The organism is Jeotgalicoccus saudimassiliensis, from assembly GCF_000756715.1.
In the GTDB taxonomy this organism is placed as follows: domain Bacteria; phylum Bacillota; class Bacilli; order Staphylococcales; family Salinicoccaceae; genus Jeotgalicoccus; species Jeotgalicoccus saudimassiliensis.
In genome coordinates, this window is sequence record NZ_CCSE01000001.1 from 726,761 (window position 1) to 742,922 (window position 16,162).

At 41.8% G+C, this 16,162-nt stretch carries 20 protein-coding genes; all 20 read left to right on the forward strand.

Translation table 11 applies throughout. The annotated features are described in order from the left end of the window. The first annotated feature begins 194 nt into the window (after positions 1–194). The 20 genes from alaS (at position 195) to RZ44_RS03540 (ending at position 16,158) form a co-directional block, all read left to right on the forward strand. Positions 195–2,825, forward strand: coding sequence for an alanine--tRNA ligase (gene alaS, locus RZ44_RS03445; RefSeq protein ID WP_035808526.1), 2,631 nt, complete (start codon positions 195–197; stop codon positions 2,823–2,825). Between the two features lie 58 nt (positions 2,826–2,883). Next, complete coding sequence (locus tag RZ44_RS03450) at positions 2,884–3,147, forward strand: IreB family regulatory phosphoprotein (RefSeq protein ID WP_035808527.1); 264 nt, start codon at positions 2,884–2,886, stop codon at positions 3,145–3,147. After that, a complete protein-coding gene (gene ruvX / locus RZ44_RS03455; protein ID WP_035808529.1) occupies positions 3,140–3,571 on the forward strand; it encodes a Holliday junction resolvase RuvX in 432 nt (143 codons plus the stop codon). Before RZ44_RS03450 ends, ruvX begins: the two co-directional genes overlap by 8 nt. Before the next feature lie 2 nt (positions 3,572–3,573). Then, the gene (locus RZ44_RS03460; RefSeq protein ID WP_035808534.1) at positions 3,574–3,879 is read left to right on the forward strand and encodes a DUF1292 domain-containing protein; all 306 of its coding nucleotides are present in this window, start codon (positions 3,574–3,576) and stop codon (positions 3,877–3,879) included. A gap of 59 nt (positions 3,880–3,938) precedes the next feature. Beyond that, positions 3,939–5,066: an endolytic transglycosylase MltG gene (mltG, locus tag RZ44_RS03465; protein WP_035808536.1), complete on the forward strand. Its 1,128-nt coding sequence runs from the start codon at positions 3,939–3,941 to the stop codon at positions 5,064–5,066. Between the two features lie 103 nt (positions 5,067–5,169). Further along, entirely contained in the window at positions 5,170–5,778 is a 609-nt protein-coding gene (locus RZ44_RS03470; RefSeq protein WP_035808537.1) for an O-methyltransferase, read from the forward strand. Between the two features lie 14 nt (positions 5,779–5,792). Further along, positions 5,793–6,413, forward strand: a complete 621-nt coding sequence (gene udk / locus RZ44_RS03475) for a uridine kinase (RefSeq protein ID WP_035808539.1) — start codon at positions 5,793–5,795, stop codon at positions 6,411–6,413. A gap of 36 nt (positions 6,414–6,449) precedes the next feature. Then, on the forward strand, positions 6,450–6,926 hold the full coding sequence (greA, locus tag RZ44_RS03480; RefSeq protein WP_035808540.1) for a transcription elongation factor GreA: 477 nt from the start codon (positions 6,450–6,452) through the stop codon (positions 6,924–6,926). Continuing rightward, entirely contained in the window at positions 6,919–7,620 is a 702-nt protein-coding gene (locus RZ44_RS03485; protein ID WP_074431612.1) for a 5'-methylthioadenosine/adenosylhomocysteine nucleosidase, read from the forward strand. Before greA ends, RZ44_RS03485 begins: the two co-directional genes overlap by 8 nt. A 182-nt stretch (positions 7,621–7,802) precedes the next feature. Further along, entirely contained in the window at positions 7,803–8,327 is a 525-nt protein-coding gene (locus RZ44_RS03490; protein ID WP_035808542.1) for a YqeG family HAD IIIA-type phosphatase, read from the forward strand. A gap of 1 nt (position 8,328) precedes the next feature. Beyond that, positions 8,329–9,435: a ribosome biogenesis GTPase YqeH gene (gene yqeH / locus RZ44_RS03495; protein WP_035808543.1), complete on the forward strand. Its 1,107-nt coding sequence runs from the start codon at positions 8,329–8,331 to the stop codon at positions 9,433–9,435. A 2-nt stretch (positions 9,436–9,437) separates the two neighbouring features. Beyond that, a complete protein-coding gene (gene aroE, locus RZ44_RS03500) occupies positions 9,438–10,232 on the forward strand; it encodes a shikimate dehydrogenase (protein WP_035808545.1) in 795 nt (264 codons plus the stop codon). Further along, positions 10,232–10,525 (forward strand): ribosome assembly RNA-binding protein YhbY, encoded by a 294-nt coding sequence (yhbY, locus tag RZ44_RS03505; protein ID WP_035808546.1) that lies wholly within the window; start codon positions 10,232–10,234, stop codon positions 10,523–10,525. The genes aroE and yhbY overlap by 1 nt, the downstream gene beginning before the upstream one ends. Then, a complete protein-coding gene (gene nadD, locus RZ44_RS03510; protein WP_035808548.1) occupies positions 10,522–11,085 on the forward strand; it encodes a nicotinate (nicotinamide) nucleotide adenylyltransferase in 564 nt (187 codons plus the stop codon). The genes yhbY and nadD overlap by 4 nt, the downstream gene beginning before the upstream one ends. Then, complete coding sequence (gene yqeK, locus RZ44_RS03515; RefSeq protein ID WP_035808550.1) at positions 11,075–11,644, forward strand: bis(5'-nucleosyl)-tetraphosphatase (symmetrical) YqeK; 570 nt, start codon at positions 11,075–11,077, stop codon at positions 11,642–11,644. The genes nadD and yqeK overlap by 11 nt, the downstream gene beginning before the upstream one ends. Positions 11,645–11,648: 4 nt before the next feature. Further along, on the forward strand, positions 11,649–11,987 hold the full coding sequence (gene rsfS, locus RZ44_RS03520) for a ribosome silencing factor (protein ID WP_035808552.1): 339 nt from the start codon (positions 11,649–11,651) through the stop codon (positions 11,985–11,987). Beyond that, on the forward strand, positions 11,977–12,699 hold the full coding sequence (locus RZ44_RS03525; protein WP_171816108.1) for a class I SAM-dependent DNA methyltransferase: 723 nt from the start codon (positions 11,977–11,979) through the stop codon (positions 12,697–12,699). The genes rsfS and RZ44_RS03525 overlap by 11 nt, the downstream gene beginning before the upstream one ends. 106 nt (positions 12,700–12,805) lie before the next feature. Then, positions 12,806–13,435 carry a ComEA family DNA-binding protein gene (locus RZ44_RS03530; RefSeq protein ID WP_035808556.1) on the forward strand — a complete coding sequence of 210 codons (630 nt, stop codon included), beginning with the start codon at positions 12,806–12,808 and terminating at the stop codon, positions 13,433–13,435. Between the two features lie 6 nt (positions 13,436–13,441). After that, positions 13,442–13,906, forward strand: coding sequence for a ComE operon protein 2 (locus RZ44_RS03535; protein WP_035808558.1), 465 nt, complete (start codon positions 13,442–13,444; stop codon positions 13,904–13,906). Then, positions 13,903–16,158: a DNA internalization-related competence protein ComEC/Rec2 gene (locus RZ44_RS03540; protein ID WP_035808559.1), complete on the forward strand. Its 2,256-nt coding sequence runs from the start codon at positions 13,903–13,905 to the stop codon at positions 16,156–16,158. Before RZ44_RS03535 ends, RZ44_RS03540 begins: the two co-directional genes overlap by 4 nt. Positions 16,159–16,162 lie beyond the last annotated feature (4 nt).

The following is a 16,162-nucleotide window of genomic DNA, read 5'->3' on the forward strand; positions in this document are numbered from 1 at the left end:
TATGCGGTAAAAATTTTAGAGACATTGTGGCTGGTGAAAACAATGATACCCCGTATATGTGCTGTTTTTCGGTCAGTTTAAGAAATACTAAAGTGATGACACAGTCATAATTTGGGTGGTACCGCGGTAACAACCGTCCCTTTTTAAGGGGCGGTTTTTTTGTTTTATTTTATAATTTAACAGGAGTGATAACTATGAAAAATTTAACAGGCAATGAAGTACGCCAGATGTTTTTAGATTACTTTAAAGCACATGACCACATGGTTGAGCCGAGCGCACCGCTCGTACCGATTGATGATGACTCACTGCTCTGGATCAACTCGGGTGTTGCAACACTGAAAAAATATTTTGACGGCCGTGTTGTCCCGAAAAATCCGCGTATCGTTAACGCGCAAAAAGCAATCCGGACGAACGATATTGAGAACGTCGGTTTTACTGCACGCCACCATACGTTCTTTGAAATGCTCGGTAACTTCTCGATCGGCGATTACTTCAAGGAGGAATCAATCGTCCGTGCATGGGAATTTCTGACACATAAAGACTGGATCGGTTTTGACCCGGACCTGCTGTATGTTACAGTGCACCCGGAAGACAGTGATGCACTGAATATCTGGAAAGAAGTCATCGGGCTTGATGAATCGCGCATCATCCGTATCGAAGGGAATTTCTGGGATATCGGTGAAGGCCCGTGCGGACCGAACAGTGAAATTTTCTACGACCGCGGCGAAGACTACGATACAGTCACACCGAAAGAAGAAATGTATCCGGGAGGAGAAAACGAACGCTACCTTGAAATCTGGAATCTCGTATTCAGTGAATTCAACCATAATAAAGACGGCAGCTACACGCCTCTTCCCAAACAAAATATTGATACAGGCATGGGGCTTGAACGTATTGTCAGCGTCATTCAGGATGCGAAAACAAACTTCGATACAGATCTGTTTACACCGATTATCGGTGAAGTGGAAAAAGTCAGCGGCAAAAAATACGGTGAGTCTGCTGAACTGGACACTGCATTCAAAGTAATTTCAGACCACATCAGAACAGTGACATTTGCAATTGCAGACGGTGCACTGCCTTCGAACGAAGGACGCGGCTACGTACTCCGCAGACTGATCCGCCGTGCAGTCAGATTCAGTAAAGATCTGAACATCGACAAAGCATTTATGTATAACCTGGTCGATGTCGTCGGCGATGTAATGGGCGAATTCTACCCGAACGTTAAAGAAAAAGCATCATTTATTAAAGATGTAGTTAAAGGTGAAGAGGAACGTTTCCTTGCGACGCTTGATGACGGTATTAAAATTTACCAGGGCCTCCGTGACAGTGCACTGAAAGGCGATAAAACAATTGCAGGAACAGATGCGTTTAAACTGTATGATACGTACGGTTTTCCGTATGAACTGACAGTGGAATACGCGGCGCTTGACGGACTGACAGTCGATGAGGCGGCATTCAATGAAGAAATGTCTGCACAGAAAGAACGTGCAAGACAGGCGCGTAAAGCAGGGGACTCAATGCAGGTGCAGTCGGAAACGTTCCACAGCATTACAGATGCGAGCGTCTTTACCGGATACGACAGCACTAAAGCTGAAAGCAGACTGCTTTATATCGTGTCGGACGACAAAGTTGTCAATGAATACAGCGGTGAGGAACCGGTTGAAGTCATATTCGCAGAAACGCCGTTCTACGCTGAGAGCGGGGGGCAGATTGCGGATACAGGCATCATTTCAAATGAACACGTAAAAGCGGAAGTGGATTACGTTTATAAAGCGCCTAACGGCCAGAATGTTCACGTCATCCGTGTTGTTGAAGGCACGCTGACTGCGGGTGCTTCATATAGTCTTGAAGTAAACAGGGAAAAACGCAACTTCGTTATGAAGAACCATACAGCGACTCACCTGATGCATCAGGCATTAAAAGATGTTGTCGGTGAACATGCGAATCAGGCAGGTTCACTTGTCCAGGCAGAACGTCTGCGCTTTGACTTCTCACATCTCGAGTCTTTATCAAAAGAACAGCTGACTGAGATTGAGAATATCGTCAACGAAAAAATCTACGCAGGTTTAAACGTGGCGATTGCTGAAATGCCGATTGCTGAAGCGAAAGCTAAAGGTGCAATGGCTCTGTTCGGTGAAAAGTACGGTGATGTCGTACGCGTTGTTGATATCGATCAGTACTCGGTTGAACTGTGCGGCGGTATTCATGTGAGAAACACTGCAGATATCGGTGTGTTCAAGATCGTTTCAGAAAGCGGAATCGGTGCAGGTATCAGACGTATTGAAGCTGTAACGAGCAAATATGCGATTGAACTGTACAAAGAGTATGAAACAACAGTTGAAAACATTGCCGGCACTGTAAAATCGAAACCGGGCAATGTGGAGCACAAAATTACACAGCTGTTAGATGAGAAGAAAGAACTTCAGGATGCTTACGATAAACTAAAAGCTGAATTGCAGCAGTCGAAACTGAATGACTTAAGCGATGCAACAGTTGAAGTAAACGGCGTAAGGGTTATCAGAAAAGAAGTTGAGGCAAACGATGCGAAAGATCTCCGCGCTCAGATGGATTTAATTAAATCCCAGAACCAGGATTCTGTCGTTGCACTTGCTGCAGTAACAGGGGACAAAGTATCTCTCGTAGTCACGGTACCGAAAGAATTAACATCGAAAGTGCGTGCCGGTGATATTATGAAAGGCATGGCAAACATCGTGGATGGTAAAGGCGGCGGCCGGCCGGACATGGCGCAGGGCGGCGGTACAAATGTTGAAAGTATAACAGCATCATTACAGTTTGTTGACGAGTATATTAAAGATTTTCTTTAGGACTTGTAAAATGATATAATTACCAATAAATAAAGAAGAAAGAATAGGAGTGCTATTTGTGGACCAGTTCGATAAAACAATGAAATTCAGTGTTGATGAACGTAAAGAAGAAAACGTCAAAGCGGTGCTCACTAACGTTTATAACACATTGGAAGAACGCGGCTATAATCCTATTAATCAGATCGTCGGTTACCTTCAAAGCGGAGATCCAGCCTATATTCCGCGTCATAATGAAGCGCGTAACCAGATTCGCCACGTTGAACGCGATGAAATTATGGAAGTGTTAGTTAAAAACTATGTTTCCAAAGAGATAAATGGTTAGAGTTCTCGGGCTTGATGTAGGCACAAAAACGATCGGTGTAGCATTAAGCGATGCACTGGGATGGACAGCTCAAGGACTGACAACGCTTAAAGTAAATACGCATGCCGATGATTACGGCATCGATCAGGTGGCAGAACTTGCAAAGACACACGAAGTGGATACAATCGTTGTCGGACTGCCTAAAAACATGAACAACACTATCGGCGAAAGCGGGGAAAGATCACAGCATTTTGCCAAATTACTTGCGCTTGAACTCACAGATGTTAAAATTACTCTGTGGGACGAGCGGCTGAGTACTGTAGCAGCTGAAAGATCCCTTCTTGAAGCGGACTTATCACGCAAGAAAAGAAAAGCGGTTATCGATAAGATGGCAGCAGTATTTATATTACAGGGCTATTTGGATAACCCCAACAAAGGAGCATAATTATGAGCGGAGAAAACACTGAGTTCAACAAAGAAGAAGAACTTCTCACACTTTATGATGAGGACGGTTCCGAAGTACTTTACCGTAAAATGTTAGAATTTTACCACCCGGATTTTGATAAAAACTATGTAATCCTTGCTGAAGAAGGTAATTTCAGCGATGAAGAGGAAGACATAGAGCTGATTCCGATGATTAACGTGCCGGATGAAGACGGAGACGGCGGTAAGTTCCTGCCGGTTGAAACTGACGACGAGTGGGACATGATTGAAGAAGTTGTTAACACACAAATGGACGACTACGACGAGTAAAATTATTCAAGCTTCCAATATAATTTATTGGAAGCTGTTTTTTCAGACAGGAGAGAAATATGAGTAAATACGATGATGTAAAATTTTCGAAAAATGTATCATCGTACCTGACTCTGTTCATCGTGCTTGCGCTGCTGATCGTAATTGTAATTGGGATTATATCTGCCTTTTTATACATACGCGGCGGATTGCAGCCGGTAGATGAGGATTCAACTGAAACAGTTGAACTCACAATCGACCAGGGATATTCTGCCGGAGATATCGGTGATATTCTCGAAGAACAGGGCATCGTTAAAAATGGTACGATGTTTGAACTATATTTACGCTTAAACAGTATTTCAAGCTACCAGGCGGGGACATATCAGATGTCGCCGGCGATGGACTTCGAGCAGATTGCCAGAACGCTTGAATCCGGTACGGTTTATCAGGAAGTGCTGCACCGTGTCACAATTCCGGAAGGATACACAATTAAGGAAATTGCCGGACAGCTGGAAAGTAATTTACCGGTATCGGCAGATGATTTCATGGCATTGATGGAAGACGAAGCATTCATTAAAGAGCTGATTGCCGAATATCCTGAGATGCTGACTGATGAAATACTTGCTGAAGATATTAAATATCCTCTTGAAGGATACTTATATCCTGCAACATATGATATTACGACAGAACAGCCCGACTTAAAACAGCTGGTCAGAAATATGCTGACGGCAACACAGCAGAACAGTTACAGCCTCTATACGTCCGTACCTGAGTATACGATTACGTATGAGGGCGAACCGATGGAGCTGACTTTCCATGAGTTCCTGACATTCTCTTCGCTGATTGAAGAAGAGGCGACATCGCTTGCTGACCGTTCGCGAATTGCGAGCGTGTTCCTGAACCGTATGTCAGTCAATCCGGCAATGCCGCTGCAGACTGACCCGACTGTGCTTTATGCTCTCGGCGAGCATCAGGAAGTTGTGCTGTACGAAGACCTTGAAGTCGAAGATCCCTATAACACTTATTTAAATACAGGGCTGACACCGGGTCCAATTGCTGCACCGGGTCAGGAATCACTGCAGAGCACATTGAACCCGTCGAACACGGATTATTTCTACTTCCTGGCTGACAGTGAAGGGAATAACCACTTCGCGGAAACATACGATGAGCACCTCGTAAACAGAGAAAAATATATAGATAACCAGTAAAAGAGCTCTTTTCAAAAAGCGCTGAATATGGTACTATCTTTTGTAATGGACTAACAACTGATAACTTATGTTATCAGTTGTATTTTTTGTATATGGTGATTAGATGGAACTTATAAATTATGTTAAAGATCTGAATACGAATGAAGAATTGTTCCCTGCTATTCACCGGTACGCAGTTGAAAACCGCGTGCCGATAATAGACAGCGATGCACTGAACGTTGTCAAACAGTACATCGCAATTAAAGGTGCCAAAAATATTCTGGAAATCGGTACGGCAATCGGCTACAGTGCACTGCATTTTGCAAGTGCAGCTGAAGGTGTTCATGTGACGACAATCGAAAAAGATGAGACAAGTCATGAAATTGCCCGCCGGAATATCGGCGAGAGTGCATACAGCGGTAATATTAAAGCAATTCTTGCAGACGCTAAGGAAGCAGAACTCGGAGATGCTGAATTCGATTTTCTGTTTATCGATGCATCCAAAGGAAACAATCAGTTATTCTTTGATAAATATAAAGAATATTTAGCTGACGGTGCATTAATCATCGTCGACAATATATTTGTCCGCGGCCTGATTGCGGACGATAATGTTGAGAATAAAAATAAACGCAAACTGCGCGACAAAGTCAGAGCGTTTAATCAGTCAATGAAAGACAGCGAGTACACGACGTCATTTTTAAATGTCGGTGACGGCCTGCTCGTAATTTACTAAGGGTGTGTAACAGAATGGATAAACCGACAATTATCGGTATCGCCGGAGGTTCCGGTTCAGGTAAAACTTCAGTAACCAGAAAAATTATGGAATCACTTGAAGGTCACAGCATTGTATTAATCGAACAGGACTATTACTATAAAGACCAGAGTCATAAAACTTTCGAGGAACGTCTTGAAACAAATTATGATCATCCATTCGCGTTCGATAATGATCTGCTGATTGAACATATTCAGCAGCTGATGAACCGTGAAACGATTGATATTCCAACTTACGATTATGCAAATCATACGAGAAGCAGCGAAACAATCAGAGTGGAGCCGAAAGAAGTTATCATTATCGAGGGAATATTTGCTCTTGAAAATGAAGAACTGCGCAACCTGATGGATGTTAAGCTGTATGTCGATACGGATTCCGATATACGGATTCTGCGCCGTCTGAGCAGGGATATTAAAGAACGCGGCCGTTCAATGGAATCAGTCATTGAACAGTACTTATCAGTCGTGCGCCCGATGCACCTGCAGTTTATCGAGCCGACAAAGCGCTTCAGTGATATCATCATTCCGGAAGGCGGCGAAAACATTGTTGCGATAGATATTATTACAACTAAGATACGCTCGCTGGTAAACGAATAAAATATTAGAAGTAATTTAATTAACGGAGGATTTACGATGGAAAATAAAAAAGAATACCCAATGACACAAGCTGGTTATGATCAGCTTCATGTAGATTTAGAAGAATTGAAAACGGTTAAACGCCCGGAAGTAGTAGAAAAAATTAAAGTTGCACGCAGCTTTGGAGACCTTTCGGAGAACTCGGAGTACGATGCAGCAAAAGACGAGCAGGGCTTCGTCGAAAAGGAAATTACAAAAATTGAAGAAATGATCAGACACGCTGTAATTATCGAAGATACCGGTGACAACAACACTGTCTCACTTGGCAAGACGGTTACTTTTAAAGAAATTCCGGACGGCGACGAAGAGTCGTATCAGATTGTCGGAAGTGCGGAAGCTGATCCGTTTGAAGGGAAAATTTCAAACGAATCTCCGATGGCACAGTCACTTCTCGGTGCAAAGCTTAATGACGAAGTAAAAGTTGCTTTACCAAACGGCAGCGACATGAAAGTTAAGATTGTTAAAATTGACTAATTATACAATCGGCATCATCGGTGCCATGGAACCGGAAGTTGAAATATTAAAAAATGCAATGGTCATTGAAAAAGAAGTACCTGTTGCGCATACGACTGCATATGCAGGGACTTTGAACGGACAAAACATTGTGCTTGTACAGTCCGGTATCGGGAAAGTAAATGCGAGTATCATTACTGCTCTGATTCTTGAGCGTTTTGATATCGACTATATTATTAATACCGGTGTTGCAGGGGCAATGGGGGAAAACCTCATGGTTACGGATATGGTTGTGTCAACTGCCGTTGCACACCACGACGTGGATGCGACAAACTTCGGTTACAGCTACGGACAGGTTCCGGGAATGCCGGAAGTTTATACCGGCGATGACAAGTTAATTAAAAGTGCTTTAACGGCACTGTCATTAAACGACGAAATTAACGGCAGCAGCGGTCTTGTTGTAAGCGGTGATTCATTTATCGACAGCGATGAAGAAAAGAATCATATTTACGGTAATTTCCCCGATGCGATGTGCGTAGACATGGAATCTTCAAGTATTGCACAAACATGCTGGCAGTTTAACACGCCATTTGTGATTATCCGCTCGATGAGTGATTCTGCAAATGATGCAGCTGATATGAATTATGAAGAATTTCTTGCGAAAGCTTGCGTACACTCGTCCGAAGTTGTAAAATCAGTATTAAGAGAACTGTGATGTGGAGGTTACTATGTTATTTTTAATGATCCTTTCAATTGTAATAACGGTTATTATCGGTTTCGTTGTATTTACTGAAACTGACACAGAAGATCCTGAAATAATCGAGTAAGCGAAGCGCACCTTAATTTTTTAAGGTGCTTTTTTTGTGTTAATATGAATTTAATTTCCGAGGAGATTTTATGAAAATTATAGAAGATAAGTTTCTGCCAAGCCACTTTGTTACCCGTTATGAGGATATTACGCCCGAATTTTTAAAAGCGCATAATATTAAAGCAGTCATGACGGATCTCGATAATACGCTCGTAGCATTCGATGAACCGGATGCGAATGACAATGTGCTGAAGTGGATTAAAACACTGGAAGAATCGAATATTAAACTGCTTATTTTGTCTAACGGCAATCACAAACGCGTGGCAGGCTTTGCGGAGCCGCATGGTATTGATTATATTTCATCTGCCAAAAAACCGATGCTTGCGAATTTTCACCGCGGCTTAAAACTGCTCGGTACCAAAAAAGCGAATACTGTTATGGTGGGCGATCAGCTGATGACGGATATATTTGGTGCGAACCGCGCAAAAATTAACAGCATTCTGGTTGTACCCGTAAAAGAGAAAGACGGCTGGGCGACCTACTTAAACCGCAGAATAGAACGTGTTATAATGAAGTACTTTAAAAAGAAAAACATGATTACATGGGAGGAATAATGTGACTGATATAAAATGTGTCGGATGCGGAAGCATTTTACAGACAGAAAACAAAAATGAAGAGGGATACATTCCATCAAGCGGGCTTCATAAGGAAGAACCAATCTGCCAGCGCTGCTACCGTTTAAGACATTATAACGAAGTGCAGGAGCTGGACGTGGACTCGGGAGATTTTTTAACGATGCTGAACTCGCTGTACGAAACAGACAGCCTGATTGTTAAAGTGATTGATGTCTTCGACTTTGAAGGGAGTATTATTCCGTCGTTTAACCGTATAGTCGGTGACAAGAAGGTACTTGCAGTCGTTAACAAGATAGATTTATTCCCGAAATCAACAAATACAAGCCGTCTCGTTGAACGTGCAAAGAAAATGCTGAAAGATGCAGGCATCACAGCAAATGATACAGTTGCAATCAGTGCATTAAAAGGGCAGAACCTGGATACGCTGATGAAGAAAATCAGCGAGATGGCAAAAGGCAAGGATGTTTATATTGTCGGCACGACAAACGTCGGAAAATCGACACTGATCAACAAACTGCTGGAAGATAATACAGGCTTTAAAAATGTAATTACAACGAGTAATATTCCGGGGACAACACTCGGGATGATTGATATTCCGCTCGGAGACTCACAGACGTTGTATGACACTCCGGGAATTGTCGTTGAATCGCAAATTTCACATTATGTGAAAGTCAGCGATTTAAAATACGTTTCTCCGGCGAAGGAAATCAAGGCGAAAACCTTCCAGCTGAACAGCGGACAGACATTGTTTGTCGGCAACCTGGCACGCGTGGATTATACAGAAGGCGAAGCGAACAGTTTCTCAGTATACTGCAACCATCATCTGAATGTGCACCGTACGAAAACAGTCAATGCTTCCGAGTTTTACGATAAGCACTATAATGGACTTCTCGCACCGCCGGAACTTGAAGAAGCTTATTTAAGTACAAACTTCGACGTCCACGACTTTACACTCGAAAATGCCAGCGATATTTTAATCAGCGGACTGACATTTGTGTCGGTGGCAAAATCGGCGAAAGTCAGCGTAACTGTTCCGAAAGGCGTTAATGTATCCGTACGTTCAACTATCTTTAAAGGAGTGCAGTAAAGATGAATTATGCAGTAATCGGCTATCCGCTCAAACATACGCTGTCACCGGTGATTCACAATGCCAATTTTAACGCATTGGATATAGATGCGGACTACAGTGCACTTGAAATTAAGCCGGAAGCGCTTAATGAAATTAAAACGTATGTGGAGGAGAAAAATCTGTCAGGCTTTAACGTTACAGTGCCGCACAAGGAAAATATTATGCAGTATCTGGACGAAATCGCGCCGGCAGCTGAAAAAATCGGGGCTGTCAATACAGTACATGTAAAAAATGGCCGATATTACGGTTATAATACTGATATCACCGGCTATATGAAGGCGTTTAATGAGGCTTTCGGAAGCGGAAAGCGCAGCATCCTGATTCTCGGTGCCGGCGGGGCGGCGAAAGCTGTACACCGGGCACATGCGGATAATGGAGACGATGTTACAATCCTTGCCAGAAGAGCCGAAAGTTTTGAATCATTTAAAACTGATGACTTTAAACATGTGCTAAATACCGAGTTTGAAGGCGGGACATACGATGCAGTAATTAATGCGACACCGCTCGGTCTGAATGGTGAAGACGTCTTTAAGATGATGAATCTTGACCCGTCGTTTATAACAGAAGACACTGCAGGTATGGATTTAATTTATAATCCGGCACACACGCCGTTTATGAGTTACTTTAAAAAGAATGCAAACGGACTTTCAATGCTTGTGAATCAGGCACTGGATGCGTTTGAAATATGGACTGCCAAAACAGGCAGAAATGATGCAGTGCAGCATGCACTGGAAGGATTAATGGAGGAAAAATAATGACATTAACAGGTAAACAGAAACGCTACTTGCGCTCACTGGCTCATCATGAAAAGCCGTTGTTCCAGGTAGGTAAAAACGGTGTGACAGAAAACTTTGTCGAACAGTTTGATGATGTTCTTGAAAAACGCGAACTTGTAAAAGTTTCAGTACTGCAGAACTGTATGGAAGATAAAGACTCAATCGTTGAAGCACTTGTTGCGGGAACAGGTTCTGAGCTTGTACAGGTAATGGGCAGCACGATTGTACTTTACAGAGAATCGAAGGATAACAAAGAAATAAAACTGCCATGAAAATAGGTGTATTCGGCGGAACGTTTGATCCGGTACATAATGGTCATATTAATGCTTTTGCAGAAACTTATATCGGTCTTGAACTCGATAAGGTCATTATTGTGCCGACTTTCATTTCGCCGTTTAAAAAAAAGACAGGTTCGACTGACAGACATCGTTTAAATATGTTAAAACGCGCGGTTAAAAATTACGATTTTGCAGAAATAGATACTTTTGAACTCGACCAGCAAACAGTAACGTATACTTTTGACACTTTGAAGTATTTGAAAGAGAAATACCCGGACGATGAATTGTATTTTATTATCGGTACAGATCACTTTATTACATTTGATAAATGGGCGAATGCAGATAAGCTGCATGATCTTGCCAAATTTGTCGTGCTGGACAGAAATGATGAGCTGTATAACGTGAAAGCACCGTTTATTAAACTTAATACGAATATCGTTGAAGTTTCATCGACGCTTATAAGGGAGCGGCTGAAAACAAATACGGAAGTCAGACACTTAATGCATGAAGAGGTGTACGGATACATTAAGGAGCAGCGATTATATGAAACGTAAAGAAGCATTGAAAGTTGCAGCAGATAAACTGCCGAAAAAAAGATTTAAGCATTGTGAACGCGTAGCTGAAACAGCGGTACAAATGTCGGAAATATTTAAAGCGGACAAAGACAGATGTTTTCTCGCAGGTATACTGCACGATTATTCGAAATACGATGACTTAAGCAAAATGTATCAGACAGTAACGGCTGAACAGCTCGATCCTGAACTGCTTGAGTATAAGTCGGAAGTGCTTCACGGACCGGTTGCAGCGGTAAAAATTAAAAATAAGTTTAACATTATAGATGAAGAAATTTTAAATGCAGTGGCACACCATACATCAGGTGCAAAACAGATGGGTCTCATCGAAAAAATTATTTACGTTGCAGATTACATTGAGCCGAAACGTACACAGCCCGGTGTGGACCAAATCCGTGATATTGTATTTAAAGAAAAAAATCTGGACTTAGCGGTGTATACAATTACAAAAGCGAACGTAAAACATCTGCTGAATAAAGATCAGACGATTTACCATAAAACGATAGAATGTCTCAATTATTATAATATGGCCAGGGAGTGACGGAATGCAGAGTAAAGAAGTATTGGAATTAATGGTGGAAGCATGCGACGATAAGCGCGCTGCAGATATAAAAGTATATGATGTGAAAGAAACGAGTCCGGTAACGGATTATTTCGTAATATGTCACGGTAACTCGGAGCGTCAGGCTCAGGCAATCAGTGACGAAGTCAGAGAAGTTGCACATAAAAACGGTCTTGATATAAGTATCGAAGGACAAAAACAGGGAAAATGGATTCTTTGTGATGTCGGCGATGTTATCGTTCATATTTTCCAGAAAACAGAACGCGAATATTATAACCTTGAGCGTTTATTCAAAGATGCCGGTGATACTATTGGAGGCTAGCGAATACAAAACATTCGCCAAAGTGTACGATATATTAAATTATGATATGCCGTATAATTTGTGGCTCGATATTATTAACGAAGTGAAAGGGAATGCACAGTCGGTACTCGATATCGGTGCAGGTACCGGAGAAATTTTAAAATCACTTAAAGTTAAAAGAAAACTCGGCATCGACAATTCACAGGAAATGGTGAATATTGCACATGTAAATGATCCGGACAGCGAATATCGCGTACATGATATGGTGACGATGGATCTTAATGAATCATTTGAGCTGATTACTGCGACTGCGGACGTTTTAAACTACGCTCCGTCTGAAGAAGCATTTACTGCAGTATTAAAAAACGTTTATAATCATCTCGCAGAGGGCGGGGTATTTGTCTTTGATGTGCACACTGAACATAAAATGCAGAATGACTTTAATTTTGAATTGTATTCAGACAGTACAGAGGATATTTTCTATACATGGCAGACGATTCCCGGTGAACAAGAACTGAGCGTCTGGCATGAAATGACATTTTTCATTCGAAACAGTGCAAATCTGTATGAAAAACACGAAGAAACTCATTATCAACAGACGTATAAACACAGTGAAATTTTAAAAATAGCAAATGACACCGGGTTTATTATCGATAAATCATTCAGCGACTTTGATATTAATAATGTTATTACTGAAGTGGCTGAAAGAAACTTTTATGTACTGAAGAAATAAATTTTAACGTTTTGCAGGTTTATAAATTAACTTGTACGAAAAAAAAATAAAACGCCGTTTTTCCCTATATATAGTATGAGAGGTATTTTTTACGGGGAGGAACAGGATGGATATTAAATCATTTTTTGAACAGTACAGGTTTTATGTCATAGGTGCATGTGTAATACTTGCGGTAATCATTTATTTTTCAGTGACAGCTTTGAATACACCGGCTGACAGTTTAAGTTTGGATGAAAACGTTACAGAAGCGGCTTTAACGGAAACAGAAGCAGCAGCTGAAACACCGCCCGTAACGACAGTGTTTGTGGAAGTGAAAGGTGCCGTTGAATCACCCGGCGTCTACGAACTGCCTGCAGATGCGAGAGTGACAAACCTGCTGGACATTGCGGTGATCACTGAAAATGCGGATCTTATGACAGTGAATCAGTCGGCGAAACTTGCCGATGAAATGGTGATTTATATTCCGTATGCCGGTGAAATTGATAAGGCAGCTGGAATTGATACAATAGCGCCCGCAGGCTCATCGGAAGATTCTTCCGGTGATCTTGTGAATATAAACACAGCCGGTATGACTGAACTGACCACGTTAAATGGTATCGGAGAGAAGAAAGCACAGGCAATTTTAACTTACCGCGAGGAGCAGGGATTATTCAAAACACCCGAAGAGATTAAAAATATACCCGGCATCGGTGACAAAACATTTGAAAACCTGAAGCCGTACATCACAACAGACTGAGGTGGCATTATGCGGATTAACTGGCATGAATATTTTATGGCACAGGCAATGCTGCTGTCGCTCCGTTCAACATGTGAACGATTGAGCGTCGGTGCGACAATCGTAAAAGACAACCGGATAATTGCAGGCGGATATAACGGCTCCGTATCCGGGGAAGTCCACTGTGTGGACGAAGGATGCTACGTCGAGGACGGTCACTGCATCAGAACTATACACGCCGAGATTAACGGACTGCTTCAATGTTCGAAATTTGGTGTGTCGACAGAAGGTGCATCGGTGTATGTCACTCATTTTCCCTGCATAAATTGTACTAAATCACTGATTCAGGCAGGCATTAAAAATGTATATTACCGTGCTGACTATAAAAACCATCCGTACGCAATAGAACTGTTAAATAAAAATAATGTGAATTATGAGCTGATCGAGCTCGATAATAAAAAAGTGAACATGTATTTTGAGTCAATCGAATGAAAATGTTCTACTTATTTGTATCTGTTATAACCGGATGTATAATTACTGTAAGCCCCGTTGCGGGCTTATTTTTTTATGCAATTTTACTGTACAGCGTTCATATAAAAAACGGAAGCCTGCCGTTTAAATGTCTGCTGACGCTTCTCGCTGTTTTGTCTGCAATGTATTACAAAGCACCGGATACACAGCTGGATGGCGGTCATCTGACTCACGTTGTTATCGAAGACTATAAATATTATACGGACAGCCTGCAGTACATTGTTTCAAGCAGCGGTAAAACCTATGAACTGTACGATGAGAGCGGTGAACACCGGCTTTTAATCGGCAGCGTGTGCTCCGGCAGCCTGCCTGTCACTGTGCCCGGCGAGCAGCGTAACTTTATTAAACAGGACGGGCAGGCAGCACTCAGAATAAACGGGGTTTCCGGGAGAATATATTTAAGCAGTACTGATTTTCTGGACTGCCATCCGGGAACACTCAGTTTGTCACAGTATTTCTCTATCATCCGGTATCAGTATATGTCGAAAATGCTCGAATCAACGAAGCATGATTACAAATTTGATCTGCTGACGCTGTCAGTCGGCAATAAAAATTACATCAGTCCTGAATTTTTTGATGCTCTGCAGAAACTCGGAATATATCATCTTTATGTCATTTCCGGTACTCATGTCGCTTTCTTGAGTGCCGTCATATTTGGAGTACTTAAATTTTTAAGAGTACCGCTTAATTCAATTAAACTCGTCATTATTACGTCCCTGCTTGTGTTTCTCTTTTTAAACTTCCTGTCCCCAAGTGTACTGCGTGCTGTTTTTATGGGGGTGCTGCTGCTCATCTGCTCATTTTTTAAAAAGAAACCGTACCTTGCGATTATTTCATTGAGTGCACTCGTTCAGCTTGCAGTTAATCCGCACATCATCTTTCATGCCGGTTTCCAGCTGTCCTATATAACCACATATATTATACTGCTGACACGTCCGCTGTTTATACATTACAGCGCGCCAGTGCAGCTCATACTGGTTACAGTAATCAGCGAGCTGTCTACTCTCGTCATCGTGCTGATTCATTTTAACGAGATCAGCTTAAGCGGGCTGCTGCTCAATATTATTTTTATACCGTTCTTTTCGTTCATCATATTTCCCGGTGTTATTATTTATAATCTGCTGCTGTTTTTAAATATGACATCTGTTGTGGATGGTTTTTATCATGTGCTGTTTGGGACGATGAAAGACTGCATATATTATATTTCAGAGACGTTTAAACACCGGCTTCCGGTTAAAAATCTGACGCCTGCAGCTGTCATTATACTGTTGGTACTGACTTATAGCATTATGGTAAACATACTCCTTTTGAATATTAAAAAGACGGGGCTTGCCATCGTTATATTTATTGCGGTCATAATGATCAGTCAAAAGACGTGGAACAATGACTATACACTCACGATGACCGATGTCGGACAGGGAGATGCGTTTGTTATTCAGGATCATCAGAGTGGTAAGACGGTTCTTCTTGATACAGGCGGTAAATTTCAGCATAAAGAGCAGGGAATCAGTTTAAGCGATAAAACGCTGCTGCCGTATTTAAAAGAACAGGGGATTGATTTTATCGATGTAATGATTATCAGCCACCTGGATCTCGACCACAGCGGGGAAGTACTTCACATACTGGATAATATACAGACCGGCAGTATTGTCATGAATACTGAAGATGTAAAATTCGATGAGTGGGCGGTAAATCTAAAGGCATCAGACCGTGTGAAAATTCATAACAGTTCAGCGGCAGGCGATTTTACACTCGGAAATATGTATTTTGAAAACTTAACAGCTGATACTGCTGCTGACTCAAATGAACAGTCGGTGGTGCTTAAAGTGCATCTCGGTGAGTTCAGCGTACTGTTTACTGGAGATATCGGTCTCGTAACCGAGGAAAGTTTGGTTAAAAAATATAATCTGAAAAGCGATATTTTAAAAGTCGGCCATCACGGCAGTGATACGTCGAGCGGAGAGGAATTTATAAATGAAGTGGACGCGGATATCGCCTTAATATCAGCGGGTGTAAACAACCGGTATAACCATCCGCATGACACTGTAATTAAAACTTTAAGCGGGAGCAGAATTATCAGTACGAAAGAAAAAGGCATGGTGGAGTTTAGTATTAATCATGATACAATATGTATCCGTGCAAAATTAGATGCTGCTAATGATCAGTGTTTAAAAAAAGGCATAAAAAAAGAGCCGGATAACCGGCCCGATTAATTAT